We start from the raw sequence: 23,014 nt of genomic DNA on the forward strand, positions 1-23,014 counted from the left end.
CGGCTCAGCCGGCGACGGCGTGCAGCGGACGGCGCCGCGCCGCCACGACCGTGAGGACGGCGAACACCCCGGTGAAGCCGGCCAGCACCAGCACCCCGCCCGCGGACGGCGTCCCTCCGGCGACGACGTCCCGGCCCAGCTGGGCGTACCAGTAGGAGGGTGTCGCGTGAGCCAGGTCGACCAGACCCGGGGGCAGGATCTCCACCGGCCACCAGAGCCCGCCGAGCGCGGCCAGCACCGTGCCGAGGATGCTGATCGCCGCACCCGCCGCCTGGGACTCCAGCGTCAGGCCCAGACCCAGGCCCAGCGCGACGAAGACCGCCGAGCCGGCCCAGAGCACCCCGACCAGCGCCAGCCACGTGCCCAGCCCCAGCTGCACGCCGTTGACGTACCGGCCGACCAGCGCCACCACCACCAGGCTGGGCAGCACCAGCAGCGCGCCGACCAGCACGTCGACGGTGACCGCGGTGCCTGGCGGGACCGGGAGCACCCGCAGCTGCCGCAGCCAGCCCGAGGAGCGGTCGAAGGCCAGCCGGACGGTGGCGCCGAGGGCCGCACCGAGGGCGCCGTAGGCCATCATCGACACCAGGTAGAGCCGGGCCTGGTCCTGCTGCGCGCCGGCCGCCGCGGCCTGCGCCCCGAAGACCTTGGTGAACAGCACGGTGAAGAGCGCGGGCAGCAGCACGGTGAAGAACAGGTACTGCCGGTTGCGTCCGATCCGGCGCAGCTGGAAGAGCAGCAGGTCGGTCATCGGGGGGCTCCGGTCCGGTCGACGAGGTCCAGGAAGGCCTGCTCGAGGGTGGCGCCGCGGACCTCCAGGTCGGGCAGCCGGTCGCCGTCGCCGAGCAGTGCCCGCAGGGTCGCCTCGGCGTCGGTGGTGGCCAGCTCCACCCGGTCCCCGGCGCCACCGACGGCGGTAACGCCGGGCAGCAGCGCGAGCCCGTCCCGCGGGCCCGGGCAGCGGAACCGCACCGTGCGGCCGGCGACCCGGGACTTGATCGCGGCGGCCGCCCCGTCAGCCACGATCCGTCCGGCGTCGACCACCACGACCCGGTCGGCGACCGCGTCGGCCTCGTCCAGGTGGTGGGTGGCGAAGACGACGGTGTGCCCGCGGCCGGCCAGCCCGCGCATCGTGGCCCAGAAGGCCTGCCGGCCCTCGACGTCCATGGCCGAGGTGGGCTCGTCGAGCACCAGCAGCGGCGGCGCCCCCGCCAGCGCGAGCGCGAGCAGCACCCGCTGCCGCTGCCCGCCGGACAGCGCGTCCACCGGGCGGCCGAGCAGCCCGTCGATGCCGGTGGTGGTCACCAGGTCCGCCGTCGGCCACGGGTCGTCGTACTGGCGGCGCACCAGGGTCAGCACCTCCCCCACCCGCGACTCGCCCGGCAGGCCACCGTGCTGGAGCATCGCGCCGACCCCACCCCGGCGGATCGCGGTGGCGGGGTCCTGGCCGAGCAGCCGGACCCGGCCGGCCGCGGGCCGGAACGTGCCCAGCGCCGCGTTCACGATCGAGGACTTGCCGGCGCCGTTGGCACCGAGCAGGGCGACGGTCTCAGCGGCGGCGATCCGCAGGTCGAGCCCGTCGACGGCGAGCGTCTCTCCGTACCGGACGGTCAACCCCTCGACGTCGAGGGCAGGGGTGGGAGCCATGGCACGAGCCTGGCCGGGCACCCGGCCCGGCCGGCAGTGCGAGACGTCGTCAGCTCCGTCTGACATCCGTCAGGCGGCTGCGGCCGCGGGTCAGCCGAGGAGCCGGCGGACGGCGTCGACGACGGTGCCCGGCGCCTCGGTCGGGATCTGGTGCCCGGCGTCGACGACGGTGACCTCGGTGCTGCCCAGGGCGGCCAGCCGCTCCTGGCCGGCGGTCCAGGACGCGGAGCGGCCCTCGCCCCGGCTCAGCACGGCCACCGGGAGGTCCGCGGGCAGCTCGGTGACCGCGGCGGCCGCCGCCTCGACGTCGGCGAGGTCCAGCGCCTCGCCGGCCATGGCCACGTCGCCGAGGTCCGACGCCCCGGTGCCCTGCAGGACGCCGACGGAGGGGTCCAGCGCGTCGACCAGCACCAGGCCGGCGACCCGCTCGGGGTGCCGGGCGGCGTAGGTCCGGGCGGGGTAGCCGCCGAAGGAGTGCGCCACCAGCACGGCCTGCCCGTCCCCGGCCGCGTGCGCGACGACGGCGTCGAGCTCCGCGTCCAGGTCGTCGGCGCCCCGGCCGGGCTCGTCGGGGGCAGGGCTGCCGCCGGTGCCGGGCCGGTCGTAGCGGCAGACCCGGGCGTCGCCCGCCAGGGCGCGCTCGACGTCCAGCCACTGCGCGGAGGAGGCGTCGTCCCCGATGCCGTGCACGAGCACCACCGCTGCCCCCTCCCCGGCGCACGCCACCTGCTGCCCGGCGACCTCCGCCGTCTCCTCGCCGGGCACCGGTCCCGGGCCGCCCGAGCAGCCGGTCAGGACGATCAGCGCGGCCACCAGGGCACCGCAGGTCCGTACGCGCGGCACCGTAGCGCCGGCCCCGCTGCAGGGGCCCGCCGCGAGCGTGCGAGCGGTGGGGGGCAGTGGGGTCCTTCAGTCGGTGAGGTCGCGGATCACCGCGTCGGCCAGTAGCCGGCCGCGGTCGGTGAGGACGGCGCGGCCGGCGGCGTGCGGCCCGGCCGCCAGCAGCCCCCGGACGACGGACTCCGCGGCGCGGGCCCGCCCGGCCTCGGACAGCGCGGACAGCGACAGGCCGTCCCGGAGCCGCAGCCCGAGCATGACCCGCTCCAGCGCCTGGTCCTCGGCGGTGAGGTGCTCGGCGTCCGCGGCCGGGGACAGCTCCGCGGCCAGCCGGTCGGCGTACGCGGCGGGGTGCTTGACGTTCCACCAGCGCAGCCCGCCGACGTGCGAGTGCGCGCCCGGGCCGATCCCCCACCAGTTGGCGTTGGCCCAGTACAGCTCGTTGTGCCGGCAGCGGGCGGCGCGGTCCCGCGCCCAGTTGGACACCTCGTACCAGTCCAGGCCGGCCCCGGCGAGCACCCGGTCGGCCTGCTCGTACCGGTCGGCGAGGACGTCGTCGTCGGGCATCGGGAGCTCGCCACGGACCACCCGCCGGGCGAGCCGGGTGCCCTGCTCGACGATCAGCGCGTAGGCGCTCACGTGGTCGACCGGGGCGTCGAGGACGGCGTCCAGCGACGCCGCCCAGTCCGCGTCGGTCTCGCCGGGAGCGCCGTAGATGAGGTCCAGGTTGACGTGCTCGAAGCCCGCGGCGCGGGCCTCCCGGGCGGCCTGGACCGCCCGGCCCGGGGTGTGCCGGCGGTCCAGCACCGCCAGCACGTGCTCGGCGGCGGACTGCATGCCCAGGCTGACCCGGGTGAAGCCGCCGGCCCGCAGGGCGGCCAGCGACGCCGGGGTCACCGACTCCGGGTTGGCCTCGGTGGTGACCTCGACGTCCGGCGCCACCGGGAAGAGCTCGCGGACGGCGTCCATGACCGCGACCAGGTCCTCGGCCGGCAGCAGCGTCGGGGTGCCGCCGCCGACGAACACCGTCTGCACCTCGGGACGGTCCGGGCCGAGCACCTCGGCGGCCAGCCGGAGCTCGGTGATCGCCGTCCCGGCGTACTCGCTGCGGTTGGCGCCGGGGCCCAGCTCGTCGGAGGTGTAGGTGTTGAAGTCGCAGTAGCCGCAGCGGGTCGCGCAGAAGGGCACGTGGACGTACAGCCCGAAGGGCGTCGTCGGCAGCCCGGCGCGGGCGGTGTCGGGGAGCATCTTCGGCCCGGCCGGCAGTGCCGGGGTCGGGCCGAGCAGCGGCAGGGTCGTCGTCATCCGGCCTCCAGTGTGCGCCAGGACGGCGGACGGCAGGATGCCCCCGTGACCGACGGAACAGTGCTGCAGGTCGAGGTCTCCCGCGGGACGGCCCGACTGACCCTCGACTCCCCCGCCAACCGCAACGCGCTGTCCCGGGCGATGCGCGCCCAGCTGCGCGCGGCGCTGACCGACGTCCTCGCCGACGACGCCGTCCGGGTCGTCGTCCTCGACCACACCGGGCGGGTGTTCTGCTCCGGGATGGACCTGACCGAGGGCGCCGGCGGGTCGGCCGCCGACCAGGGGGTCAACGAGTTCCCCGAGCTGCTGGACCTGCTCTGGACGGCGCCCAAGCCGGTGCTGGCCGCCGTCCGCGGACCGGCGCGCGCCGGTGGGGTGGGGCTGCTCGCCGCTTGCGACGTCGTGGTCGCCGGCGCCTCGGCGACCTTCGCGTTCAGCGAGGTGCGGATCGGCGTCGTCCCCGCGGTGATCTCGGCGGTCTGCCGGCCGCGGATGCTGCCCAACGTCGTGCACCGGCTGATGCTGACCGGCGAGGTCTTCGACGCCGCGGTGGCCGCCGCCGGCGGGCTGGTCGACCTCGCGGTCGCCGACGACGAGGTGGACGGCACCGTGGCCGCGCAGGTCACGGCGCTGGCCGCGGGCGCCCCGGCCGCGCTGGCGGAGACCAAGCGGCTGCTCCGGTCGGGCACCGAGCTGGCCGGGCAGTTCCCCGGGCTGCTCGAACTGTCGGCCCGCTACTTCGCCGGCGAGGAGGGCCAGGAGGGGATGGCCGCGTTCCGGGAGAAGCGCCCCGCCCGCTGGGTGCCGGCCCCGGACTGACCCCCGCTTCGCCGACGGTGTGCACCGACCGTGGCCCCCTGCAGGGACCCGCCGCGAGCCTGCGAGCGGTGGGGCGGCGTCAGGCCTCGTCCAGAGGCTCGCCGCGAGCCCGCGAGCGGTGAGGGGGACGAGGTCCTTGTTCAGCGCAGCCGGCGGGTGTTGTCCGGCAGCCGGACCGTCACCCCGCGGGCGTCCAGCCACTCGGCCAGCGGGACGGCGACCCGGCGGCTGGTGCCCCACGCCTGGCGGGCCTGGCTGAGCGTGAACGGCTGGGGCAGCGTCGCCAGGCGGGCCCGCGCCGCCTCCTCGACCCCGGGGGCCAGGTAGACGCCGTCGGCGATCCGCACCAGCTGCTCGTCGCGCACCGCGGCGCCCAGCTCGCGGGGACCCAGCCCGGCGGCCACCAGGTCGCCGGCCTCGGGAGCGGCGAAAGGGTCGGCGGCCAGCCGGGCCCGGACGCCGTCCACCGCGCGCTGCACCGCCGGCGGCAGGCCCGCACCCCCGGCCACCACCCGGCCGTCGCGCAGCGACAGCGGCGGCCGGACGACGACGGCCAGCAGCTCGGCGTCCGGCAGACCCAGCTCGCGGCGGACCGCCTCGGCCGGGGGCCCGGGTTCCAGGGGGTGCTGCTGCCGGTGCGCGGCGACCAGCCCGGGCACCCGCCGCGCCAGCTCGGTGAGCAGGCCCGGCGCCACCAGCCACGGCCCCACGGCCGGCGCCTCCGCCGGCACCGGCCAGCCCATCGCCACGAAGTCCGCGCGGCGCACCACCCGGCGGCGGGCCAGGTCGGCCAGCGCACCGGCCGCGCCGGGGGGCTGCTCGGCGAGCTCGGCGGCCCGGTGCCGGGCTGCGCCGCGACGGCGGAGCTCAGGCGGGTCGACGTCCCGCACGTCGGCGCCCAGCACCCGGCGGCTGCCCGGGTCGCGGAGCAGCAGCCGGTCCCCCACCCGGAGCGGCAGCGGGGCGGCCAGCCGCAGTCGCAGCGCCGGTCCGTCCAGCGGCCGCACCCGGGCGGCGACCGTGGCCGACCCGATGTGCGCGACCAGCTCGGCGGGCAGACGGTCTGGCTCGGCGGTGAGCAGCGTGACGTCGAGGTCGGCGGTGGACCGAAAGGCGTCCGGGGTGAGCAGCGCGTCGCCGCGGGACACGTCCTCCACCGCCACCCCGCGCAGGTTGAGCGCCACCCGGGCGGTCGCCGCGGCCGCCGGCACCGGCTCGCCCAGCGACTGCAGTCCGCGCACGGTCACCGCCCGGCCGCCCAGTTCCAGCCGGTCCCCGACCGCGACGGAGCCGGCGGCGAGGGTGCCGGTGACGACGGTCCCGGCGCCGCGGATGGTGAAGGCCCGGTCCACCCACAGCCGCACCGGAGCGGCCGGGTCCGGGGCGGGCAGCCCGGCGAGCACCGCCTCGAGCGCCGCGGCGACCGCGGGCACGCCGTCCCCGGTCCGGGCGCTGACCGCGACCGCGGGCAGCCGGCCCAGTGACGTGTCCGCCAGCCGCTGCGCCGCGTCGGCGAGCACCGGCGCGGGGTCGGCGGCGTCGGTCTTGGTGACCACGAGCAGCCCGTGCCGCACGCCCAGCGCGTCCAGGACGGCGACGTGCTCCCCGGTCTGCGCCGACCAGCCGTCGTCCGCGGCCACCACGACCAGCGCGGCCGGCACCGAGCCGACGCCGGCGAGCATGTTGCCGATGAACCGCTCGTGCCCGGGCACGTCGACGACGGCCAGCCGCCGGCCGGAGGGCAAGGTCGTCCAGGCGAAGCCCAGGTCGATGGTGAGCCCGCGGCGGCGCTCCTCCTCCCACCGGTCGGGCTCCATCCCGGTGAGCGCCCGGACCAGCGTGGACTTGCCGTGGTCGACGTGCCCCGCGGTGGCGACGACGTCCATCAGGGCCCGACCGCCAGCACGGCCTCGGCCAGGTCGTCGTCCTGCCCGGGCAGCAGGCTGCGCAGGTCCAGCAGCGTGCGGCCGCCGTCCAGGTGGCCGACCACCGGACGCGGCGCCCGGCGCAGCGGCTCGGCGTAGCCGGCCGGCAGCGAGACGGCCGCGCTGGGCAGCTCGAACTCGGGTGCGCCCCCGCCGCCGATCCGGGCGGTGGAGTCGACGGCGACCGCGTCCAGCCCGGCCGCCAGCAGCCGTCCGGCCAGCGCGTCGGCCCGCGCCCGCAGCCCGGCCGGGTCCGCGTCGAGCATCTGCTGCACCGGCGGCTGCGGCCCGCGCAGCGTCGCCTCGAGCGCGGCGAGAGTCGTCTTGTCCACCCGCAGCGCGCGGTACAGCGGGTGCCGGCGCAGCCGCTGGACCAGGTCCGCGCGGCCCAGCACCAGACCGGCCTGCGGGCCGCCCAGCAGCTTGTCGCCGCTGGCCAGCACCAGGTCCGCGCCGGCGGCCAGCGTGGTCTGCAGGTCCGGCTCGTCCGGGAGCAGCGGATGCGGGCGGAGCAGCCCGGAGCCGACGTCAGCGACGAGCGGCACGCCGGTGCCGGCCAGCGCGGGCGCCAGCTCGGCCACCTCCACGGACCGCGTGAAGCCGCGGACGACGAAGTTGGAGGGGTGCACCTTGAGCACCGCGCCGGTGTCCGGGCCCAGCGCGCCGGTGTAGTCGGTCAGGGCGACCCGGTTCGTCGTCCCGACCTCGTGCAGCCGGGCGCCGGTGGCGGCCAGCAGCTCGGGGATGCGGAAGCCGTCGCCGATCTCCACCAGCTCGCCGCGGGCCACCACGAGCTCGCGGCCCTGCCCGAGGGCGGTGGCGACCAGGGCGAGGGCGGCGGCGCAGTTGTTGACCACGATGGCGGCCTCGGCGGCAGGCACCGCGGCGAGCAGGGCGGCCAGCGCGGCCTCCCCGCGCGGGCCGCGGCGCCCGGTGCCCAGGTCGAGCTCGACGTCGGTGGTGCCGCTGGCCGCGACCACCGCCTGCACCGCGGCCGCCGACAGCGGGGCCCGGCCCAGGTTGGTGTGCACCAGGACGCCGGTGGCGTTGAGCACCGGCCGGAGGCTGCCGGCGGTGCCCGGGAGCGCGTCGAGCACCGCGTCGGCGGCCCGGTCGGGCGGCAGCTCGCCGGCGCGCACCTGCTGCTGCACCTGCTGGACGGCGGTCTTCACCAGGTCGCGCCCCAGCCGGGTCGCGGCCGCGGCCAGCCGTGGCTCGGCGAGCAGGCTGTCGGTCCGGGGCACCTGGCGGCGGGGGTCGTCGGTCATCGCCGCATGAGGGTAAGCAGGCCGGGCCCGGCCGGGGAGCGCTCTCCCCCGGGCGGCTCGACGCAGAGGCCGCGCCGGTGTGACCCCGGCTCACCCCCAGCGCGGACGGTAGCGCGCACCGGGTGGCGCGCCATGGGTGTCGGCGAGCAGAGGGCCGGCCGGGAGGAGGTCCCGGCCGGCCGTGCGGGCTGGCGGAGGCGGACGGGAATCGAACCCGCCTGGCCGAGCTGCTCGGCCACGTCGGCTTTAGAGGCCGCGGGGGCCACCAGACACCCTGACGCCTCCACGGGCAGCGTAGGCCCCGACCCCGTCCGGACGGCGCGTGGACGGGGTTACCGTCGCCTGGTGACCGCCGCGCCCGCCGCCCCGACCGTCCGGCTCACCCAGTACGCCTCCGGCGGCGGCTGCGCGTGCAAGATCCCGCCCGGCGAGCTCGAGGCCGTCGTCGCCGGCCTGGTCGGCACCGGGCCCGCCGACCCCGCGGCCGAGCTGGTCGTCGGGCTCGACGACGGGGACGACGCCGCCGTCGTCCGGATCGCCGGCGGGCAGGGGCTGGTCCTCACCACCGACTTCTTCACCCCGGTGGTCGACGACCCGTACACCTTCGGCCGGATCGCCGCGGCCAACGCGCTGTCCGACGTGTATGCCATGGGCGGCACCCCGGTGGTGGCGGTCAACCTGCTGGGCTGGCCGCGCGACCGGCTCCCTGCCGAGCTCGCCGCCGAGGTGCTGCGCGGCGGGCTGGACGTCGCCCACGCCGCCGGGTGCCACGTCGCCGGCGGGCACTCGATCGACGACCCGGAGCCCAAGTACGGGATGGCCGTCACCGGGCTCGTCGACCTCACCCGGCTGATCCGCAACGACGCCGCCGCACCCGGGACGCCGGTGTCGCTGACCAAGCCGCTGGGCGTGGGGGTGCTGAACAGCCGGATGAAGGCCACCGGCGAGGTCTCCGAGGAGGCGGTCGCGGCGATGACGACGCTCAACCGGGACGCCGGGGCCGCCGCCGTCGCCGCCGGCATCCGGGCCGGCACCGACGTGACCGGCTTCGGCCTGCTCGGGCACCTCTACAAGATGGCCCGCGCCTCGGGGGTCACCGCGGTGGTCGACGCCGCCGCCGTCCCCTACCTGGCCGGGGCGCGGCTGGCGCTGGCGGACGGGTACTGCTCCGGCGGCACCCGCCGCAACCTGGACTGGGTCCGCCCGCACGCCGACCTCTCCGCGGTGTCCGGCGACGAGGCGCTGCTGCTGGCCGACGCCCAGACCTCCGGTGGGCTGCTGCTGGGCGGCGAGGTGCCGGGAGCCCCGGTGATCGGCGAGTTCGTCGAGCGGCAGGACGCCGTCGTCGTCGTCCGCTGAGCCCCCCGGCGCCGCCCGACCCGCCCCGGACGTCGCCGGACCGGCATCCGTTCCGTTACCAACGCGTGTCCCCGGCGCGGCTCCGGGGAGTTATCTTCTGGCCGTGAACACCACTCCGTCGGTCGTGCTGCCCCGTCGAGATCGTCGTGTTCACCTCACGGTGGGCCTCCCGGACGGCCTGCGCCACCTGCTGTTCAGCCCGCCCGGTCAGGGTCGTCGCCTGTGAGCGCCGAGCCGATCACCACCGCGCCCGGCCCGGCGGCCGCCTCGGCCCCGACGTCCGGCGCACCCGTGCCACGCGCGGGCAAGGTGAAGGCCACGGCCGACCCGCCGGGCAACCGGCGGCGCGACATGCTCATCGCGGCGGCGTTCCTGCTGCCGAACCTCGTCCTGCTGGTGGTGTTCACCTACCGCCCGCTGATCGACAACATCCGGCTGTCCTTCACCAGCTGGAACATCTCCTCGCCCACCGCCCAGTTCATCGGCGTGGACAACTACGTCCAGTGGTTCACCAGCGACGACAGCCGCCAGGTGCTGTGGAACACCGTCGTCTTCACCGGGTCGGCGGTCATCGGGGCGATGGTCATCGGCCTGGCGCTCGCCCTGCTGCTGGACCAGAAGCTGTTCGGCCGCAACGCCGTCCGCTCCCTGGTCTTCGCGCCCTTCGTGCTGGCCGGCGCGGCCGTCGGGGTGGCGTTCCAGTTCGTCTTCGACCCGACGTTCGGGCTGGTCCAGGACCTGCTCGCGCGGATCGGGGTGGACGCCCCACAGTTCTACCAGGACCCGGACTGGGCGCTGTTCATGGTCACGTTCACCTACATCTGGAAGAACCTCGGGTACACGTTCGTCATCTACCTCGCCGCCCTGCAGGGCCGGCGGGCCGAGCTCGACGAGGCCGCCGAGATCGACGCCGCGTCGACCTGGACGAGGTTCCGGCACGTCACCTGGCCGCAGCTGCGGCCGGCGACGTTCTTCCTGCTGATCACCGTGCTGCTCAACAGCTTCCAGGTCTTCGACGTCATCAGCGTCATGACCCGCGGCGGTCCGCTCGGCAACGGGACGACCACGATGGTCTACCAGATCTACCAGGAGACCTTCGTGAACCAGCGGGCCGGCTACGGGGCCACCGTGGCCACCATCATGTTCCTCGCGCTGCTGGTGATCACCCTGATCCAGGTCCGCGTCATGGAGCGGGGGCGGGAGGCGTGACCGCCGTGGCACCGGACCAGCGGACCAGCGGCGCGACCTCCACCACGGCGCCGGCCAGGACGAGCGCGGCGCCGCACGAGAGGACCAGCCCGCTCAGCCGCATCGGCGGTTACCTGGGCCTGCTGCTCGTCGTCCTCGTCGTGGCGCTGCCGCTGTACTGGATCCTCGTCACGTCGCTCAAGGAGCGGCCGGACATCTACACCGTGCCGGTCACCTGGATCCCGGACCCGCTGACCAGCGACAACTACCAGCGGGTCGGCACGGGGGTCGCGTTCACCGACTACCTGCGCAACTCGATCATCATCACCACGGTGCTGACGGTCGTGGAGGTCACCCTGGGCGTGCTCTCCGCGTTCGCCCTGGCCTTCCTGCGCTTCCCGGGCCGGACCCTGCTGCTGTTCGTGGTGATCGCCAGCCTGATGGTCCCCAACCAGGTCACCGTGATCAGCAACTACGCGCTGGTCGCCCAGCTGGGCTGGCGGAACACCTTCACCGGCATCATCGTGCCGCTGGCCGGCGTCGCCTTCGGCACCTTCCTGATGCGCAACCACTTCCTGTCGCTGCCCAAGGAGATCATCGAGGCGGCGGAGATGGACGCGACCGGGCCGCTGAAGATGCTGTGGCGGGTCGTCTTGCCGATGTCCTGGCCGACGCTGATCGCCTTCACCCTCATCACGATCGTCAACGAGTGGAACCAGTACCTCTGGCCACTGCTGATCGCCGACGACTCGCGCACCGCCCCCCTACCGGTCGGGCTGGCCCAGCTCCAGGACACCGCCGGCCTCACCAACTGGGGACCGGTGATGGCCGGGACGGTCATCACCATGCTGCCCATCCTGGTCATCTTCCTGCTGCTCCAGCGGCACATGATCAAGGGGCTCACCGCCGGGGCGGTCAAGGGTTGAGCCGGGCTCCCGGCCCGCCGCGCTCTCCCCGCACCGCCCGCAGTTCCACCTCCACCGATCCACGCACGCAGCCGACATCCATGCAGTCAACGACGACGGGAGCACGACCATGAACCCCTTGGACCGCCGCAGGTTCCTCCAGCTCAGCGGGCTCACCATCGGCGCCGTCGGGCTGTCCGCGTGCGCCGGCACCGGTGGCACCGAGGAGGAGGCCAGCGACGGGCCGGTCGAGTCGCTCACCATGTGGTCCAACCACCCGGGCGAGTCCAAGCCGGTCGAGACCGAGCTGCTGGACGCCTTCACCGCGGAGTCCGGCATCGCCGTCAACCTGGTGACCGCCGGCGCCAACTACGAGGAGGTCGCGCAGAAGTTCAACGCCGCCCTCTCCGGCGGTGAGCTGCCCGACCTCGTCGTCGCCTCCGACGTCACCTGGTTCAACTTCGCCCTCAACGAGGCGATCACCCCGATGAACGACCTCTGGTCGGCCAACGACGTGGACGTCGACGGCTACGTGGACTCGCTGGTCTCCGACTACGAGTTCGAGGGACAGAACTACGCGCTCCCCTACGCCCGGTCGACCCCGCTCTTCTACTACAACCGGCAGATGTGGAGCGCGGCCGGACTGCCCGACCGCGGGCCCGAGACCTGGGCGGAGTTCGCCGAGTGGGCGCCCCGGCTGGCGAGCGCCAACCCGGGCATCCCGCCGATGGCGCTGCCCGACGGCAGCAACTACATCGACTGGCACTTCCAGGGCATGATCTGGACCTTCGGTGGCTCGTACTCCGAGGAGTGGGAGCCGACCTTCACCAAGCCGGAGTCCCTCGAGGCCGGCCGGTTCCTGGCCGACCAGTTCAAGCAGAACCACCTCGCCATCTCCAACGACCCGAACAGCCAGTTCGGCGCCGGGCAGGCGGCGTGCCTGCTGCAGTCCACCGGTTCGCTCGGCGGACTGACCGAGACCGCCGGCTTCGACTTCGGCACGGCGTTCCTGCCCGGGCCCCCGCCCGGCTGCCCGACCGGTGGCGCCGGCCTGGCGATCCCGCAGCGGATCTCCGACGAGCGCAAGGAGAAGGCGATGCAGCTGCTCGCCTTCCTGACCAACACGCAGAACACGGTCACCTTCACCCAGGCCACCGGGTACATGCCGGTGCGCAAGGACGCCATCACCGCGCCCGAGACCGAGGCGTTCCTGCAGGAGCGGCCCAACGCCCGCACCGCGCTGGAGCAGCTCGAGGCGAACACCCAGTCCCAGGACTACGCCCGGGTGTTCCTGCCCGGTGGCGGCGCCCGGATCGGCGCGGGCCTGGACCGGATCACCATCGGTGGCGAGGACGTCGAGACGGTCTTCCAGGGCCTGTCCGACGAGAGCCAGCAGGTGTACGAGCGGGACATCGAGCCCAACCTGTGACCGTGCCCGTCCCAGAGGAGAGGTGCCGCGCATGGCATCAGTGACGTTCGAGGCGGTGACCAGGTCGTTCACCGCCGGTGAGCGACCGGCCGTGGACCGGCTGGACCTGGAGGTCCACGACGGCGAGTTCGTCGTCGTCGTGGGCCCCTCGGGGTGCGGCAAGTCGACCAGCCTGCGGATGCTCGCCGGCCTGGAGCCGGTCACCTCGGGGCGGGTCCTGATCGACGGCGTCGACGTCACCGGCCGCCGGGCACGGGACCGGGACGTCGCCATGGTGTTCCAGAGCTACGCCCTGTACCCCAACATGACCGCCGGGGAGAACATGGCGTTCGCGCTGCGCAACCTGGGCGTCGGCAAGGACGAGATCCGCACCCGGGTGGCCGAGGCGGCCCGCGTCCTGCAGCTGGAGGAGCTGCTGGACCGCAAGCCGGCCAAGATGTCGGGCGGGCAACGGCAGCGGGTGGCGATGGGCCGGGCCATCGTGCGCGACCCGAAGGTCTTCTGCATGGACGAGCCGCTGTCCAACCTGGACGCCAAGCTGCGGGTGTCCACCCGGGCGGAGATCGCCAGCCTGCAGCGGCGCCTGGGGACGACGACGGTCTACGTCACCCACGACCAGACCGAGGCCATGACCATGGGCGACCGGGTCGTGGTGCTCCGGGACGGCCGGCTGCAGCAGGTGGGCAGCCCGACCGAGCTGTACGAGCGGCCGGACAACACCTTCGTCGCCGGCTTCATCGGCTCCCCGTCGATCAACCTGGTCGACGGGGTGCCGGTCCGCGACGGGCGGGCGGTGCTGACCGAGTCCCTGCAGGTCCCGCTGCCGGCCTCGGGCGCCGCGCACACCCTCGAGCGGGTCACCGTGGGCATCCGCCCGGAGGGTGCCGACGCCGCGGGCGCCGCCGGGGCCAGTGGCAGCGACGCGATGCCGGTCCGGGTGGCCCGCGTGGAGCGGCTGGGGTCGGAGATCTTCGCCTTCGTCGATCCGGTCGGGCTCGTGGACGGGGCGGCCGGTCGCGGGGACCACATGGTGTTCCGGCTGGACAAGCGGCAGGACCTGCAGGAGGGGTCCGAGCTGGTGCTGCGGGTGCACCTTGCCGAGGTGCTGGTGTTCGACGCCGACGGCAACGCCGTCCGGTAGGACGCCCCGGCCCTGCCAGGTGCAGGCCGGACAGCACGGTGCCCGGACGTGGACGTCCACGTCCGGGCACCGGTGGCAGGGTCAGGCGACCGCCCGGGTGTACGCCCCGGCCTGCAGCACGCCCTGCGGGTCGTAGGTGTCCACGACCTCGCGCAGCCGGGCGAGCGTCTGCTCGCTGTAGCTCCGCCGGGCGGAGACGGCGTCGTGCGGGATGCCGAAGTTCGGCCAGACCCCGCCGGTGTCCCAGTCGCCCAGCGCCGCGAACACCTCGGCGGCGTGCGCCAGCGAGACCGCGGCGGAGGCCTCGTCCATGGCCATCCCGACCGTGAGCACGCTGAACCGGGCCGCCCGGTGGTCGAACGCGCTGGGGTGGGCGCCCTCGCGGGCGTACGCGCCGCCGAGGTGCCGCACCTCGACCAGCACCTGTGGCGAGCCCGAGCCGTAGCCGGCCACCGCCAGCAGCCGCTCGGCCGCCTCGGCCGGGAAGCCGTCGAGCAGGACCGCCGGGTCGACGACCGGCATGGGGTCGACCGGGTCGGCGTGCACGGCGTCGATCTGCGTGTAGGGCCGCAGCGAGGCGTCGTCCAGGACCACCGGCGCGACGTCGCGGATCTCGTCCAGCAGCCGGGCGCCCTCGTCCGGGTCCCCGGTCCAGAGGAAGCGCACGCCGAGGGTCATCCGGCCGGCCAGCGGTGCCGGGATCCCGGGCAGCGGCGGCAGCTGGAAGATGACGAAGGACGTCGTCCCCAGCTCGGGCAGCTCGTCGGCCCAGCCGCGCCAGCGGTCGATGACCGCGGCCGCGTCGGCGGCGTCGAAGTAGACCGCCCCGCCGTAGAAGGTCGGCAGGGAGACCAGGTCGAGCTCCATCGCGGTCACGATGCCCGCGGCCCCCTTGCCGCCGCGCAGCGCGAAGAACAGGTCGGGGTGCTGCTCCGCGGTCACCCGCCGGAGGACGCCGTCGCCGGTGACGACCTCGAAGGCGCGCACCCGGTCGGCGTTGATGCCGTAGGTGCGGGCCATCGGGCCGACGCCGCCGCCGGTGGTGTAGCCGACGATGCTGACGTCGGTGGTGGAGCCGTTGACCCCGGCCAGGCCGTGCGGAGCCGCGGCGGCGACCAGCCGGGCCCACTTCACCCCGGCGCCCACGCGGGCCCACGCCTCCTCCGGGTGGACGGTGCACTCGTCGAGGCCGCGGGTGACCACGAGCAGGTGGCCGGCGAGGGACTGCTCCGCGCCGTGGCCGGTGGCCTGCACGCCGGCGGTGTACCCGTGGGCGCCGGCGAAGCGCACCGTGGCGGCGACGTCCTCGGCGGTGCGGACGGCGACGACGGCGGCCGGCCGCATCGGGACGGCGAGGTTCCACGGCGAGACCAGGGCGTCGTACTCCGGCTCGTCCGGGGTGTGCAGGGTGCCGGTCAGCTCGGCGCGCAGGGTGTCGAACGCGATCGTCGGGTCGACGGCGACGGGGGCGTCGAGGGTGAGGGTCACGGTGTCCTCCAGGTGGGGTGGATCTGACGGAGGAACCGTGCGCCCGGCTGCTTGCCGGGGAGCTGCGAGGACCTTGAGGGCCCCGTCTCAACCGGTCTCAGGTCCCTGGGGTCCCGGCGTGGTGGACGGCGACGAACAGGTTGCCGGGGTCGGCGGCCTGCCGGACGGCGGACAGCCGGGCGTGCACCCCGGGCGGGAAGACCTTCCGGGTGTCGGTGCGCGCGTCCAGCATCGGCAGGTACTGCCGTCCCGTCGCCCACGGCTCGACGGCGGACAGGAAGCGGGCCGCGTCCTCCCGCTGTTGCGCCCAGGCGACGTCGTCCCCGCCGCCGAGGCCCAGGCCGAGCGCCAGGAACTGGCCGTCGAGTGCGGCCAGCGCGCCCCCGGCGGGGTCGGGCCGGGCCAGCGCGCCGCCGAGCTGGCGCAGCTCCGCCGCGGCCAGCCGGGTGCCCGAGCCCGGGCCCACGGCGTCGACGATGCCGGCGATGGCGGCGTCGGGCAGCCCGGAGACCAGCGTGCTGCTGGCGTAGGCGGGCGTGGGCCCCTCCGGGTCCAGGTGCAGCCGCACCAGCGACGCCGCGGGCACCCGGGCGACCGTGTCGAACTCCGGGCGCAGGGCCCGCAGCGGTGCGAGGACCTCGGCGGCGGAGGCGTCGTCGCCCAGCACCGCCCCGTCGACCATCGCGATCCGCCGGCCGCGCAGCTGCGCCGGGACCGCCTCGTCGGCCGGGACGTCCAGCAGCCGGAACGCCGTCGTCGCCGCCTCCGGGGCGTCAGCGCACCAGGCGACCCACGCCGGCAGCACCTGCTCCACCGCCCTCCAGTCCCAGGCCAGCGCCCCGGCCACCACCGTCTCCAGCGGGAACACCTCGAACTCCAGGGCGGTCACCACGCCCAGCGGCGCGGCCCCGCCGCGCAGCGCCCAGAACAGCTCCGCGTCCGCGTCGGCGGTGGCCCGGACGGAGGTCCCGTCGGCCAGCACCAGCTCGACGGCGGTCACCGCGTTGCACTGCAGGCCCAGGGCGCGGGCGTACCAGCCGATGCCCCCGCCGAGGGTGTAGCCGACCACGCCGACGTCCGGGCTGGAGGGGTGCCGGGCGGCGAGGCCGTGCCGGCCCGCCTCGTCGGCCAGGTCCCCCCACAGGACGCCGGCACCGGCGCGGACCGTCCGGCGGTCCGCGTCGACCTCCAGGTCGGTCATCGCCGAGGTGCGCAGCAGCACCGCGTCGCCCAGCCGGCCCTCCAGCGGCGGGGCGCCGTGGCCGGTCCCCTGCGGGGCGACCTGCAGCCCGGCCGCCGCCGCCGCCCGCAGCACCTCGGCCACCTCGTCCGGGAACGCTGGATAGGCCACCGCGGCGGGGTGGTCGCGCATCTGCAGGTTCCACGGCGAGCGCGCCATGTCGTAGGCCGGGTCACCCGGCAGCTGCACCGAGCCGCCGCACAGCCCGCGCAGCCCCTCGGCCCGGGACGGCGCGGCGGTGCCGGTCTGCTGCTGCGTCACAGGGTCCTCCCGGTTGCCAGTGACCGAGGGTCCCCCGACCGACTTGAGGAGGACTTGAGACCGTCGGCCGACCCCGCCTCCAGCACCGCCTGCACCGTCCCGGGGGTGAGGAACATCTGCTGGGCGATCTCCCGGACGCTGCGCCCGCCCGCGGCGAGCTCGGCGATGCGGCGCTCGGTCACCGTCGGAGACCGGACGTCCTCCCGCCGGACGGCGTCCGGGCAGCCCCGCGCCCGCAGCGCCTCCCGGGCACGCTCCCGGATCCCCAGCGCCCCGCGGGCGTGCGCGTCCTCCACCGCGGACACCAGCAGCGGGACCGCCTCGGCGTCGGGCACCTCGGGCCGCGCGCCCAGCGTGCAGCGGGCGCGGGCCAGGTCGACCGCGGCCGACGTCGACGCCAGCAGCGCGACCGCCTCCCGCAGGTCGGCCAGTCCCTCCGGCCCGCGGAGCTCGCCGAGCAGCCGCACCGTCGCGCCCAGGGGGCTCGGGGCACCCCAGCGGCGCAGCAGCCGGGCCTCCTCCTCGACCAGGGCGATCGCCTCGCCGGTGCGGCCGAGCCCGTGGAGCGCCAGCGCGGCGGTGCTCCGCCAGGGGTTCCACACCGGGTTGGGCACCGGGATCGGCGTCGGGACGGCGTCCAGCACGGCGAGGGCGCGCTCGTGCTCTCCCTCCGCGGTCAGCACCCGGGCGACCGCGTGCTGCAGCAGCCGGCCGCCGTCCCCCAGGCCGGGGCCGGGGCCGGCCGCGTCGGCCGTGGCGCGGGCGGCCGCGAGGTCGCCGCGGTCCAGGGAGCAGCCGATCAGGAAGGCGTGGGCGAAGGGCGGCGGCACCCCCGAGCCGCCCCACATCCGGCTCTCCTCCAGCGCGCTGGTGAGGCACGAGTCGGCCTCGGCCAGCTCACCGCGACGCCAGTGCCAGAACCCCTGCCAGAGGTTGGTGGAGAGCACCGCGAACAACGAGCCGCGGGCGTGGGCCTCGGCCCGCGCCCGGGCCCAGAAGTCCCCCAGGTCGTCGTCGGCGAGCATCCGGATGATCGCGGCGATCACCCAGAAGAGCCCGTGGTCCACCGCCCAGAGCCGGTCGCCGTCCAGCGCGGAGCGGGCCAGCCGCACCGCCCGCTCGCGGTCGGCGCCCTCGATCGTCACGTCGTAGGCCAGCGCCGCGGCGAGCATCTGCGCGCCGTGCCCCTCGCCGTCCGGCTCGGGGAGAGGCCGGCGCCAGCGCTCCGGCGGGAGGGCGTGCATGTAGCCGCTGACGAGCTCGATGGCCAGCAGCGCCTGCCGGTGGTCGGCGAGCTCCTCGGGCAGGGCCTCGGCGGCCTGCCGGGAGAACGCGGTGGCCGCGCCGGGCGGGCTGGCGAACACCTGCGTCCGGGCGATCGCCACGGCGACGTCGGCCCGCTCCCGCGGGTCGGCCATCCCCTCGTAGGCCTGGAGCAGGTGCTCGGTGCTCGCCGCGCCGTCCACCAGCGACTCGACCATGCCCAGCTCGCGCAGCACGTCGCAGCGCGGAGCGCCGGGCGGCAGCTCCTCCAGCGCCCGGCGCAGGTAGGTGACGGCGCTGTCGGGAGCACCGCGCTCGGCCGCCGTCCGGGCCGCGCGGCGCAGCACCTCGGTGCCCTCGCCGTCGCCGCGTACCGGGGCGAGGAGCAGGTGGGCGGCCACCTGCTCGTCGCTGGCCCCGCCGGCGCGCAGCAGCCGGGCGGCCTGCTCGTGCCACAGCGCCCGCTCCGCCGCGGGCAGGTCCCGGTACACCGCCTCCCGCACCAGGGGGTGCACGAAGGCCAGGGGCTGCTCGTCCTTGACGACCTCCGCGCGGGCGAGGACCGCCAGGGCGGCCGCGGTGGCGTCCTCCGGCAGCCCGGCCAGCGCGGCGACGGCGGGCAGCCGTGCCCCGTCCCCGAGGACCGCCGCCGCGCGGGCCACCGCCGGGGCGTCCCGCGGCAGCCGGCGCAGCCGCATGAGCACCATGCTGGACACCGCGCGGGAGCCGACCGCGACCACGGTGTCGGCGTGCGCGGCGTCGGGGCGCACCCGGTCGCCCTCCAGCGCACGGAGCAGCTGGCGCAGCAGCAGCGGGTTGCCGGCGGTGGTGCGCTGGCAGGCCAGGGAGAACAGCGGGGACACCGGCCGGCCGAGCCGGCCGGCGACCAGGTCGGTGGTCGCCTCGGGGGACAGCGGCTGGGGCCGGACGACGACCGCGGTGGGCTCCAGCGCCAGCTCGGCGAGCAGCTGCTCCTCCTCGTGCGCCTCCCCGGTGCGCAGCGTGGCCACCACCAGCACCGGCACCTCGTCGAGCCGGCGGACGAGGTAGGCGAGGAACCGCAGCGAGGCGCTGTCGCACCACTGCACGTCGTCGACGGCGAGCAGGACCGGCCCGGTGGCGGTCAGGTTGACCGCGAGCCAGTAGAGACCGTGCAGGGCGGCGAACGAGCCGTCCGGGGGGTCGCCCGCGGCGAGGTCGAAGACGCCCCGCGCGCTGGCCGCCGCGCCGCCCAGCAGCTCGCTGCCCTGCTCCGGGGAGGTGAGCGCGGGCTCGAACAGCTGCCGGACGGCGCCGAAGCCGAAGGCCTGCTCGAGCTGGCTGCCGCGGGCCGACAGCACCCGCAGGCCCCGCTGCGCCGCCATCCGGCGGGCCTCGGCGAGCAGCCGGGTCTTCCCGATGCCCGCAGGGCCCTCGACGATCAGCAGCCGCGGCTGCCCCGCCGCGAGGTCGTCCAGCGCGGCGGCGACCGTGGCGACCTCGCGCTCCCGGTCCCACAGGTCCTCGGCCGGCGGCGCGGCCGGCGGCACGGGCGTCTCCGGCGGCGGTGCCGCGGCCGGCTCCGCCCGGGCCGGGGTCCGGGGGGCGGCCAGCGCCGGGGACTGGTCCAGCACGAGCCGCTCGAGCTCGCGCAGGGCGGGCCCGGGGTCGACGCCCAGCTCGTCGGCGAGCCGCTCGCGGGCCCGGCGGAGGGCACCGAGCGCGTCGGCCTGCCGGTGCGCCCGGTACAGCGCCAGGGCGAGCAGCCGCCAGCGCTCCTCGCGCAGCGGCTCCTCGGCGACCATCGCCTCCAGGTCGGGGACGAGCAGCGCCGCCTCGCCGAGCTCGAGCCGGGCGGCCAGCAGCCGCTCGCGGGCCACCGCGCGCAGCTCGGTCAGCCGGGTGGTCTCGGCCTCGGCCCACGGCTCGTCGGCGTACTGCGCCAGCGCCGGCCCCCGCCACAGGGCCAGCGCCCGGTCGAGGACGGCGGTGGCCCGCGCGGGGTCGGGCGTCGCGCCGGCGTCGGCCACCAGCCGCTCGAAGCACCAGGCGTCGACGGCGTCGGCGTCCAGCCGGACGGCGTACCCGCGTCCCACGCTCACGATGACCTGCGACCGGGTGCGGGCGGCGCTGCCCGGCTGCAGCCGGCGGCGCAGGTGCGACACGTAGGCCTGCAGCGCCCCGGCGGCGTCCGCGGGCGGCCGGTCGCCCCACACCGAGTCGATCAGCCGCTCGACCGGGACCGCCTCGCCGCGGGCCAGCACCAGCAGGGCGAGGACGGCGCGCTGCCGGGGGCCGCCGAGGTCCAGGGCCTGTCCGTCGCGGGACGCGGTGAGCTCACCGAGCAGGTCGACCCGCAGCCGCGATGTGCCGTCCACCGCGCCTCCCTCCGGGCGGAAAGGTAGACCAGGATCGCCGCCGCCGGGAGCCCCGGAGCGGGTCCCTCCATGCGGCGGTCAGCGTGTGGCGGCGAGCCGGCGCTCGATCCTCGCGGCAATCTTCGGCCGCTGCCTGACCGGCAGGTGGGGCAGCGCCGGCGCCACCTCGGGCAGCCGCGTCTTCTGCGTGGTGGTGGCCCGGAACAGCAGGCCGGTGGTGACCCCGTGGTCGGGGCGGTGCACCACCCGCACCGCGTCACCGGCACCGATCTCGCCGGGCTCCAGCACCCGCAGGTAGGCACCGCTGGCGCCGTGCGCGGTGAACCGCTTGACCAGCTGCGGCACGCCCCAGAAGCGCTCGAAGTTGGCGCACGGGATGCGGCAGGCGGACACCTCGAGCAGCGCCGTCCCGACCTGCCAGCGCTCACCGAGGACGGCGCCGGTCAGGTCCAGCCCCGTCGTCCGCAGGTTCTCCCCGAACCGGCCGGCCGGCAGCTCCCGGCCCAGCTCCGCGGCCCACCAGTCGGCGTCCTCCTGGGCGTAGGCGTAGACCGCCTGCCCCTCGCCGCCGTGGTGGCGGCGGTTGACCTGGACGTCGCCGTCCAGACCGAGCGGGCCGACGGCGACCCGGCCGCCGACCGGCCGCTTGTCGATGCCGGTGCGGTTGGGCCGCCGGTCGGGCAGCGGCAGCAGTTCCGCACCGGAGACGCAGACCGCTTCGACCCGGCCGCTCACTTCTTGGAGGCGGTCGACTCGTTGGTGGAGAGCGCGGCCACGAAGGCCTCCTGGGGGACCTCGACGCGACCGACCATCTTCATCCGCTTCTTGCCCTCCTTCTGCTTCTCCAGCAGCTTCCGCTTGCGGGTGATGTCACCGCCGTAGCACTTGGCCAGCACGTCCTTGCGGATGGCCCGGACCGTCTCGCGGGCGATCACCCGCGAGCCGACGGCGGCCTGGATCGGCACCTCGAACTGCTGGCGCGGGATCAGCTCGCGCAGCTTGCCGGCCATCATCACGCCGTAGCTGTACGCCTTGTCCTTGTGCACGATCGCGCTGAACGCGTCGACGGCCTCGCCCTGCAGCAGGATGTCCACCTTCACCAGCTCCGACACCTGCTCCCCGGCCTCGGCGTAGTCCAGCGAGGCGTACCCGCGGGTGCGGGACTTCAGCGAGTCGAAGAAGTCGAAGATGATCTCACCGAGCGGCAGCGTGTACCGCAGCTCGACCCGCGACTCGGACAGGTAGTCCATCCCGCCCAGCTGACCGCGGCGACCCTGGCAGAGCTCCATGATCACACCGGTGTAGTCGCTGGGCGCGATGATCGTGGCGTTCACGATCGGCTCGTAGATCGTCCCGATCTTGCCCATCGGCCAGTCACTGGGGTTGGTCACGGTCACCTCGGCGCCGTCCTCCATGACCACCCGGTAGACCACGTTGGGCGCGGTCGAGATGAGGCTGATGCCCGCCTCGCGTTCGAGCCGCTCCCGGACGATCTCCAGGTGCAGCAGGCCGAGGAAGCCGACCCGGAAGCCGAAGCCGAGCGCCGCCGAGGTCTCCGGCTCGTAGGTCAGCGCGGCGTCGTTGAGCAGCAGCTTGTCCAGCGCCTCGCGCAGCAGCGGGTACTCGCTGCCGTCGATCGGGTACAGGCCCGAGTAGACCATCGGCTTGGGGTCGCGGTAGCCGCCGAGGGACTCCGCGGCCGGCTTGTGCTGCAGGGTGACGGTGTCACCGACGCGCGACTGGCGGACGTCCTTCACGCCGGTGATGAAGTAGCCGACCTCGCCGATGCCGAGGCTCTCCACCGGCTTGGGCTCCGGGGAGATCACGCCGATCTCCAGCAGCTCGTGGGTGGCGCCGGTGGACATCATCTTGATCTTGTCGCGCGCCGAGATCCTGCCGTCGACGACCCGGACGTAGGTGATGACGCCGCGGTAGATGTCGTACACCGAGTCGAAGATCATCGCCCGGGCGGGGCCGCCCGCGTCGCCGGTGGGAGCGGGGATCTCCCGGACGATCCGGTCGAGCAGCTCGGGGACGCCCTGACCGGTCTTGCCGCTGACCCGCAGCACGTCGCCGGGGTCGCAGCCGATGATGTGCGCGATCTCCGCGGCGTACTTCTCCGGCTGGGCGGCCGGCAGGTCGATCTTGTTGAGCACCGGGATGATCGTCAGGTCGTTCTCCAGCGCCAGGTACAGGTTGGCCAGCGTCTGGGCCTCGATCCCCTGGGCCGCGTCGACCAGCAGCACGGCGCCCTCGCAGGCGGCCAGCGACCGGGACACCTCGTAGGTGAAGTCGACGTGACCGGGGGTGTCGATCATGTCCAGCACGTACTCCGTGCCGGTGTCCTCGCCCGACCGCGGGGTCCAGGGCAGCCGGACGTTCTGCGCCTTGATGGTGATCCCGCGCTCTCGCTCGATGTCCATCCGGTCGAGGTACTGGGCACGCATGTTGCGCCCCTCGACGAGACCGGTGACCTCGAGCATCCGGTCGGCCAGCGTCGACTTGCCGTGGTCGATGTGGGCGATGATGCAGAAGTTCCGGATGAGGGCCGGGTCGGTGGAGGCGGGAGCAGTCACAGTCCG

Annotated in this window: 17 protein-coding genes and 1 tRNA gene; 6 read left to right on the forward strand and 12 right to left on the reverse strand. The window is 75.6% G+C overall.

The window, feature by feature from the left end; all coding sequences use genetic code 11:
* Positions 1–4 precede the first annotated feature (4 nt).
* The 4 genes from ACWIX6_RS16510 to hemW form a co-directional block, all read right to left on the reverse strand.
* Positions 5–751, reverse strand: coding sequence for an ABC transporter permease (locus ACWIX6_RS16510; RefSeq protein WP_448613521.1), 747 nt, complete (start codon positions 749–751; stop codon positions 5–7).
* Positions 748–1,647, reverse strand: coding sequence for an ATP-binding cassette domain-containing protein (locus ACWIX6_RS16515; RefSeq protein ID WP_448613522.1), 900 nt, complete (start codon positions 1,645–1,647; stop codon positions 748–750). Before ACWIX6_RS16515 ends, ACWIX6_RS16510 begins: the two co-directional genes overlap by 4 nt.
* Before the next feature lie 90 nt (positions 1,648–1,737).
* A complete protein-coding gene (locus ACWIX6_RS16520; RefSeq protein ID WP_448613523.1) occupies positions 1,738–2,460 on the reverse strand; it encodes an alpha/beta fold hydrolase in 723 nt (240 codons plus the stop codon).
* A gap of 96 nt (positions 2,461–2,556) precedes the next feature.
* On the reverse strand, positions 2,557–3,789 hold the full coding sequence (gene hemW / locus ACWIX6_RS16525) for a radical SAM family heme chaperone HemW (protein ID WP_448613524.1): 1,233 nt from the start codon (positions 3,787–3,789) through the stop codon (positions 2,557–2,559).
* Positions 3,790–3,834: 45 nt separating this feature from the next.
* Between hemW and ACWIX6_RS16530 the strand changes: the two genes are divergently transcribed.
* The gene (locus ACWIX6_RS16530; RefSeq protein WP_448613525.1) at positions 3,835–4,608 is read left to right on the forward strand and encodes an enoyl-CoA hydratase-related protein; all 774 of its coding nucleotides are present in this window, start codon (positions 3,835–3,837) and stop codon (positions 4,606–4,608) included.
* A 140-nt stretch (positions 4,609–4,748) separates the two neighbouring features.
* Here ACWIX6_RS16530 and selB read toward each other — a convergent pair whose 3' ends face one another.
* From selB to ACWIX6_RS16545, 3 genes are all read right to left on the reverse strand, one after another.
* Positions 4,749–6,494, reverse strand: a complete 1,746-nt coding sequence (selB, locus tag ACWIX6_RS16535) for a selenocysteine-specific translation elongation factor (RefSeq protein WP_448613526.1) — start codon at positions 6,492–6,494, stop codon at positions 4,749–4,751.
* Positions 6,494–7,801: an L-seryl-tRNA(Sec) selenium transferase gene (gene selA, locus ACWIX6_RS16540; protein ID WP_448613527.1), complete on the reverse strand. Its 1,308-nt coding sequence runs from the start codon at positions 7,799–7,801 to the stop codon at positions 6,494–6,496. The genes selB and selA overlap by 1 nt, the downstream gene beginning before the upstream one ends.
* A gap of 189 nt (positions 7,802–7,990) precedes the next feature.
* A tRNA-OTHER gene (locus tag ACWIX6_RS16545) sits at positions 7,991–8,086 on the reverse strand.
* 60 nt (positions 8,087–8,146) lie between these two features.
* On the opposite strand from ACWIX6_RS16545, the gene selD reads away from it, so the two are divergent.
* The 5 genes from selD (at position 8,147) to ACWIX6_RS16570 (ending at position 13,823) form a co-directional block, all read left to right on the forward strand.
* On the forward strand, positions 8,147–9,160 hold the full coding sequence (gene selD / locus ACWIX6_RS16550; protein ID WP_448613528.1) for a selenide, water dikinase SelD: 1,014 nt from the start codon (positions 8,147–8,149) through the stop codon (positions 9,158–9,160).
* Positions 9,161–9,382: 222 nt separating this feature from the next.
* The gene (locus tag ACWIX6_RS16555; RefSeq protein ID WP_448613529.1) at positions 9,383–10,369 is read left to right on the forward strand and encodes a carbohydrate ABC transporter permease; all 987 of its coding nucleotides are present in this window, start codon (positions 9,383–9,385) and stop codon (positions 10,367–10,369) included.
* Positions 10,366–11,274 carry a carbohydrate ABC transporter permease gene (locus ACWIX6_RS16560; protein ID WP_448613530.1) on the forward strand — a complete coding sequence of 303 codons (909 nt, stop codon included), beginning with the start codon at positions 10,366–10,368 and terminating at the stop codon, positions 11,272–11,274. The genes ACWIX6_RS16555 and ACWIX6_RS16560 overlap by 4 nt, the downstream gene beginning before the upstream one ends.
* Before the next feature lie 109 nt (positions 11,275–11,383).
* The gene (locus ACWIX6_RS16565) at positions 11,384–12,682 is read left to right on the forward strand and encodes an ABC transporter substrate-binding protein (RefSeq protein ID WP_448613531.1); all 1,299 of its coding nucleotides are present in this window, start codon (positions 11,384–11,386) and stop codon (positions 12,680–12,682) included.
* 31 nt (positions 12,683–12,713) lie between these two features.
* Positions 12,714–13,823 (forward strand): ABC transporter ATP-binding protein, encoded by a 1,110-nt coding sequence (locus ACWIX6_RS16570; protein WP_448613532.1) that lies wholly within the window; start codon positions 12,714–12,716, stop codon positions 13,821–13,823.
* Between the two features lie 81 nt (positions 13,824–13,904).
* Here ACWIX6_RS16570 and ACWIX6_RS16575 read toward each other — a convergent pair whose 3' ends face one another.
* The 5 genes from ACWIX6_RS16575 to lepA form a co-directional block, all read right to left on the reverse strand.
* Positions 13,905–15,311 carry an FAD-binding oxidoreductase gene (locus tag ACWIX6_RS16575; RefSeq protein WP_448613533.1) on the reverse strand — a complete coding sequence of 469 codons (1,407 nt, stop codon included), beginning with the start codon at positions 15,309–15,311 and terminating at the stop codon, positions 13,905–13,907.
* 97 nt (positions 15,312–15,408) lie between these two features.
* Positions 15,409–16,812 carry an FAD-binding oxidoreductase gene (locus ACWIX6_RS16580; protein WP_448613534.1) on the reverse strand — a complete coding sequence of 468 codons (1,404 nt, stop codon included), beginning with the start codon at positions 16,810–16,812 and terminating at the stop codon, positions 15,409–15,411.
* Entirely contained in the window at positions 16,809–20,432 is a 3,624-nt protein-coding gene (locus ACWIX6_RS16585) for a BTAD domain-containing putative transcriptional regulator (protein WP_448613535.1), read from the reverse strand. Before ACWIX6_RS16585 ends, ACWIX6_RS16580 begins: the two co-directional genes overlap by 4 nt.
* A 78-nt stretch (positions 20,433–20,510) precedes the next feature.
* Positions 20,511–21,167, reverse strand: coding sequence for an MOSC domain-containing protein (locus ACWIX6_RS16590; protein ID WP_448613536.1), 657 nt, complete (start codon positions 21,165–21,167; stop codon positions 20,511–20,513).
* Positions 21,164–23,008 (reverse strand): translation elongation factor 4, encoded by a 1,845-nt coding sequence (gene lepA / locus ACWIX6_RS16595; protein ID WP_448613537.1) that lies wholly within the window; start codon positions 23,006–23,008, stop codon positions 21,164–21,166. Before lepA ends, ACWIX6_RS16590 begins: the two co-directional genes overlap by 4 nt.
* Positions 23,009–23,014 lie beyond the last annotated feature (6 nt).

Source organism: Modestobacter sp. URMC 112 (assembly GCF_053502575.1).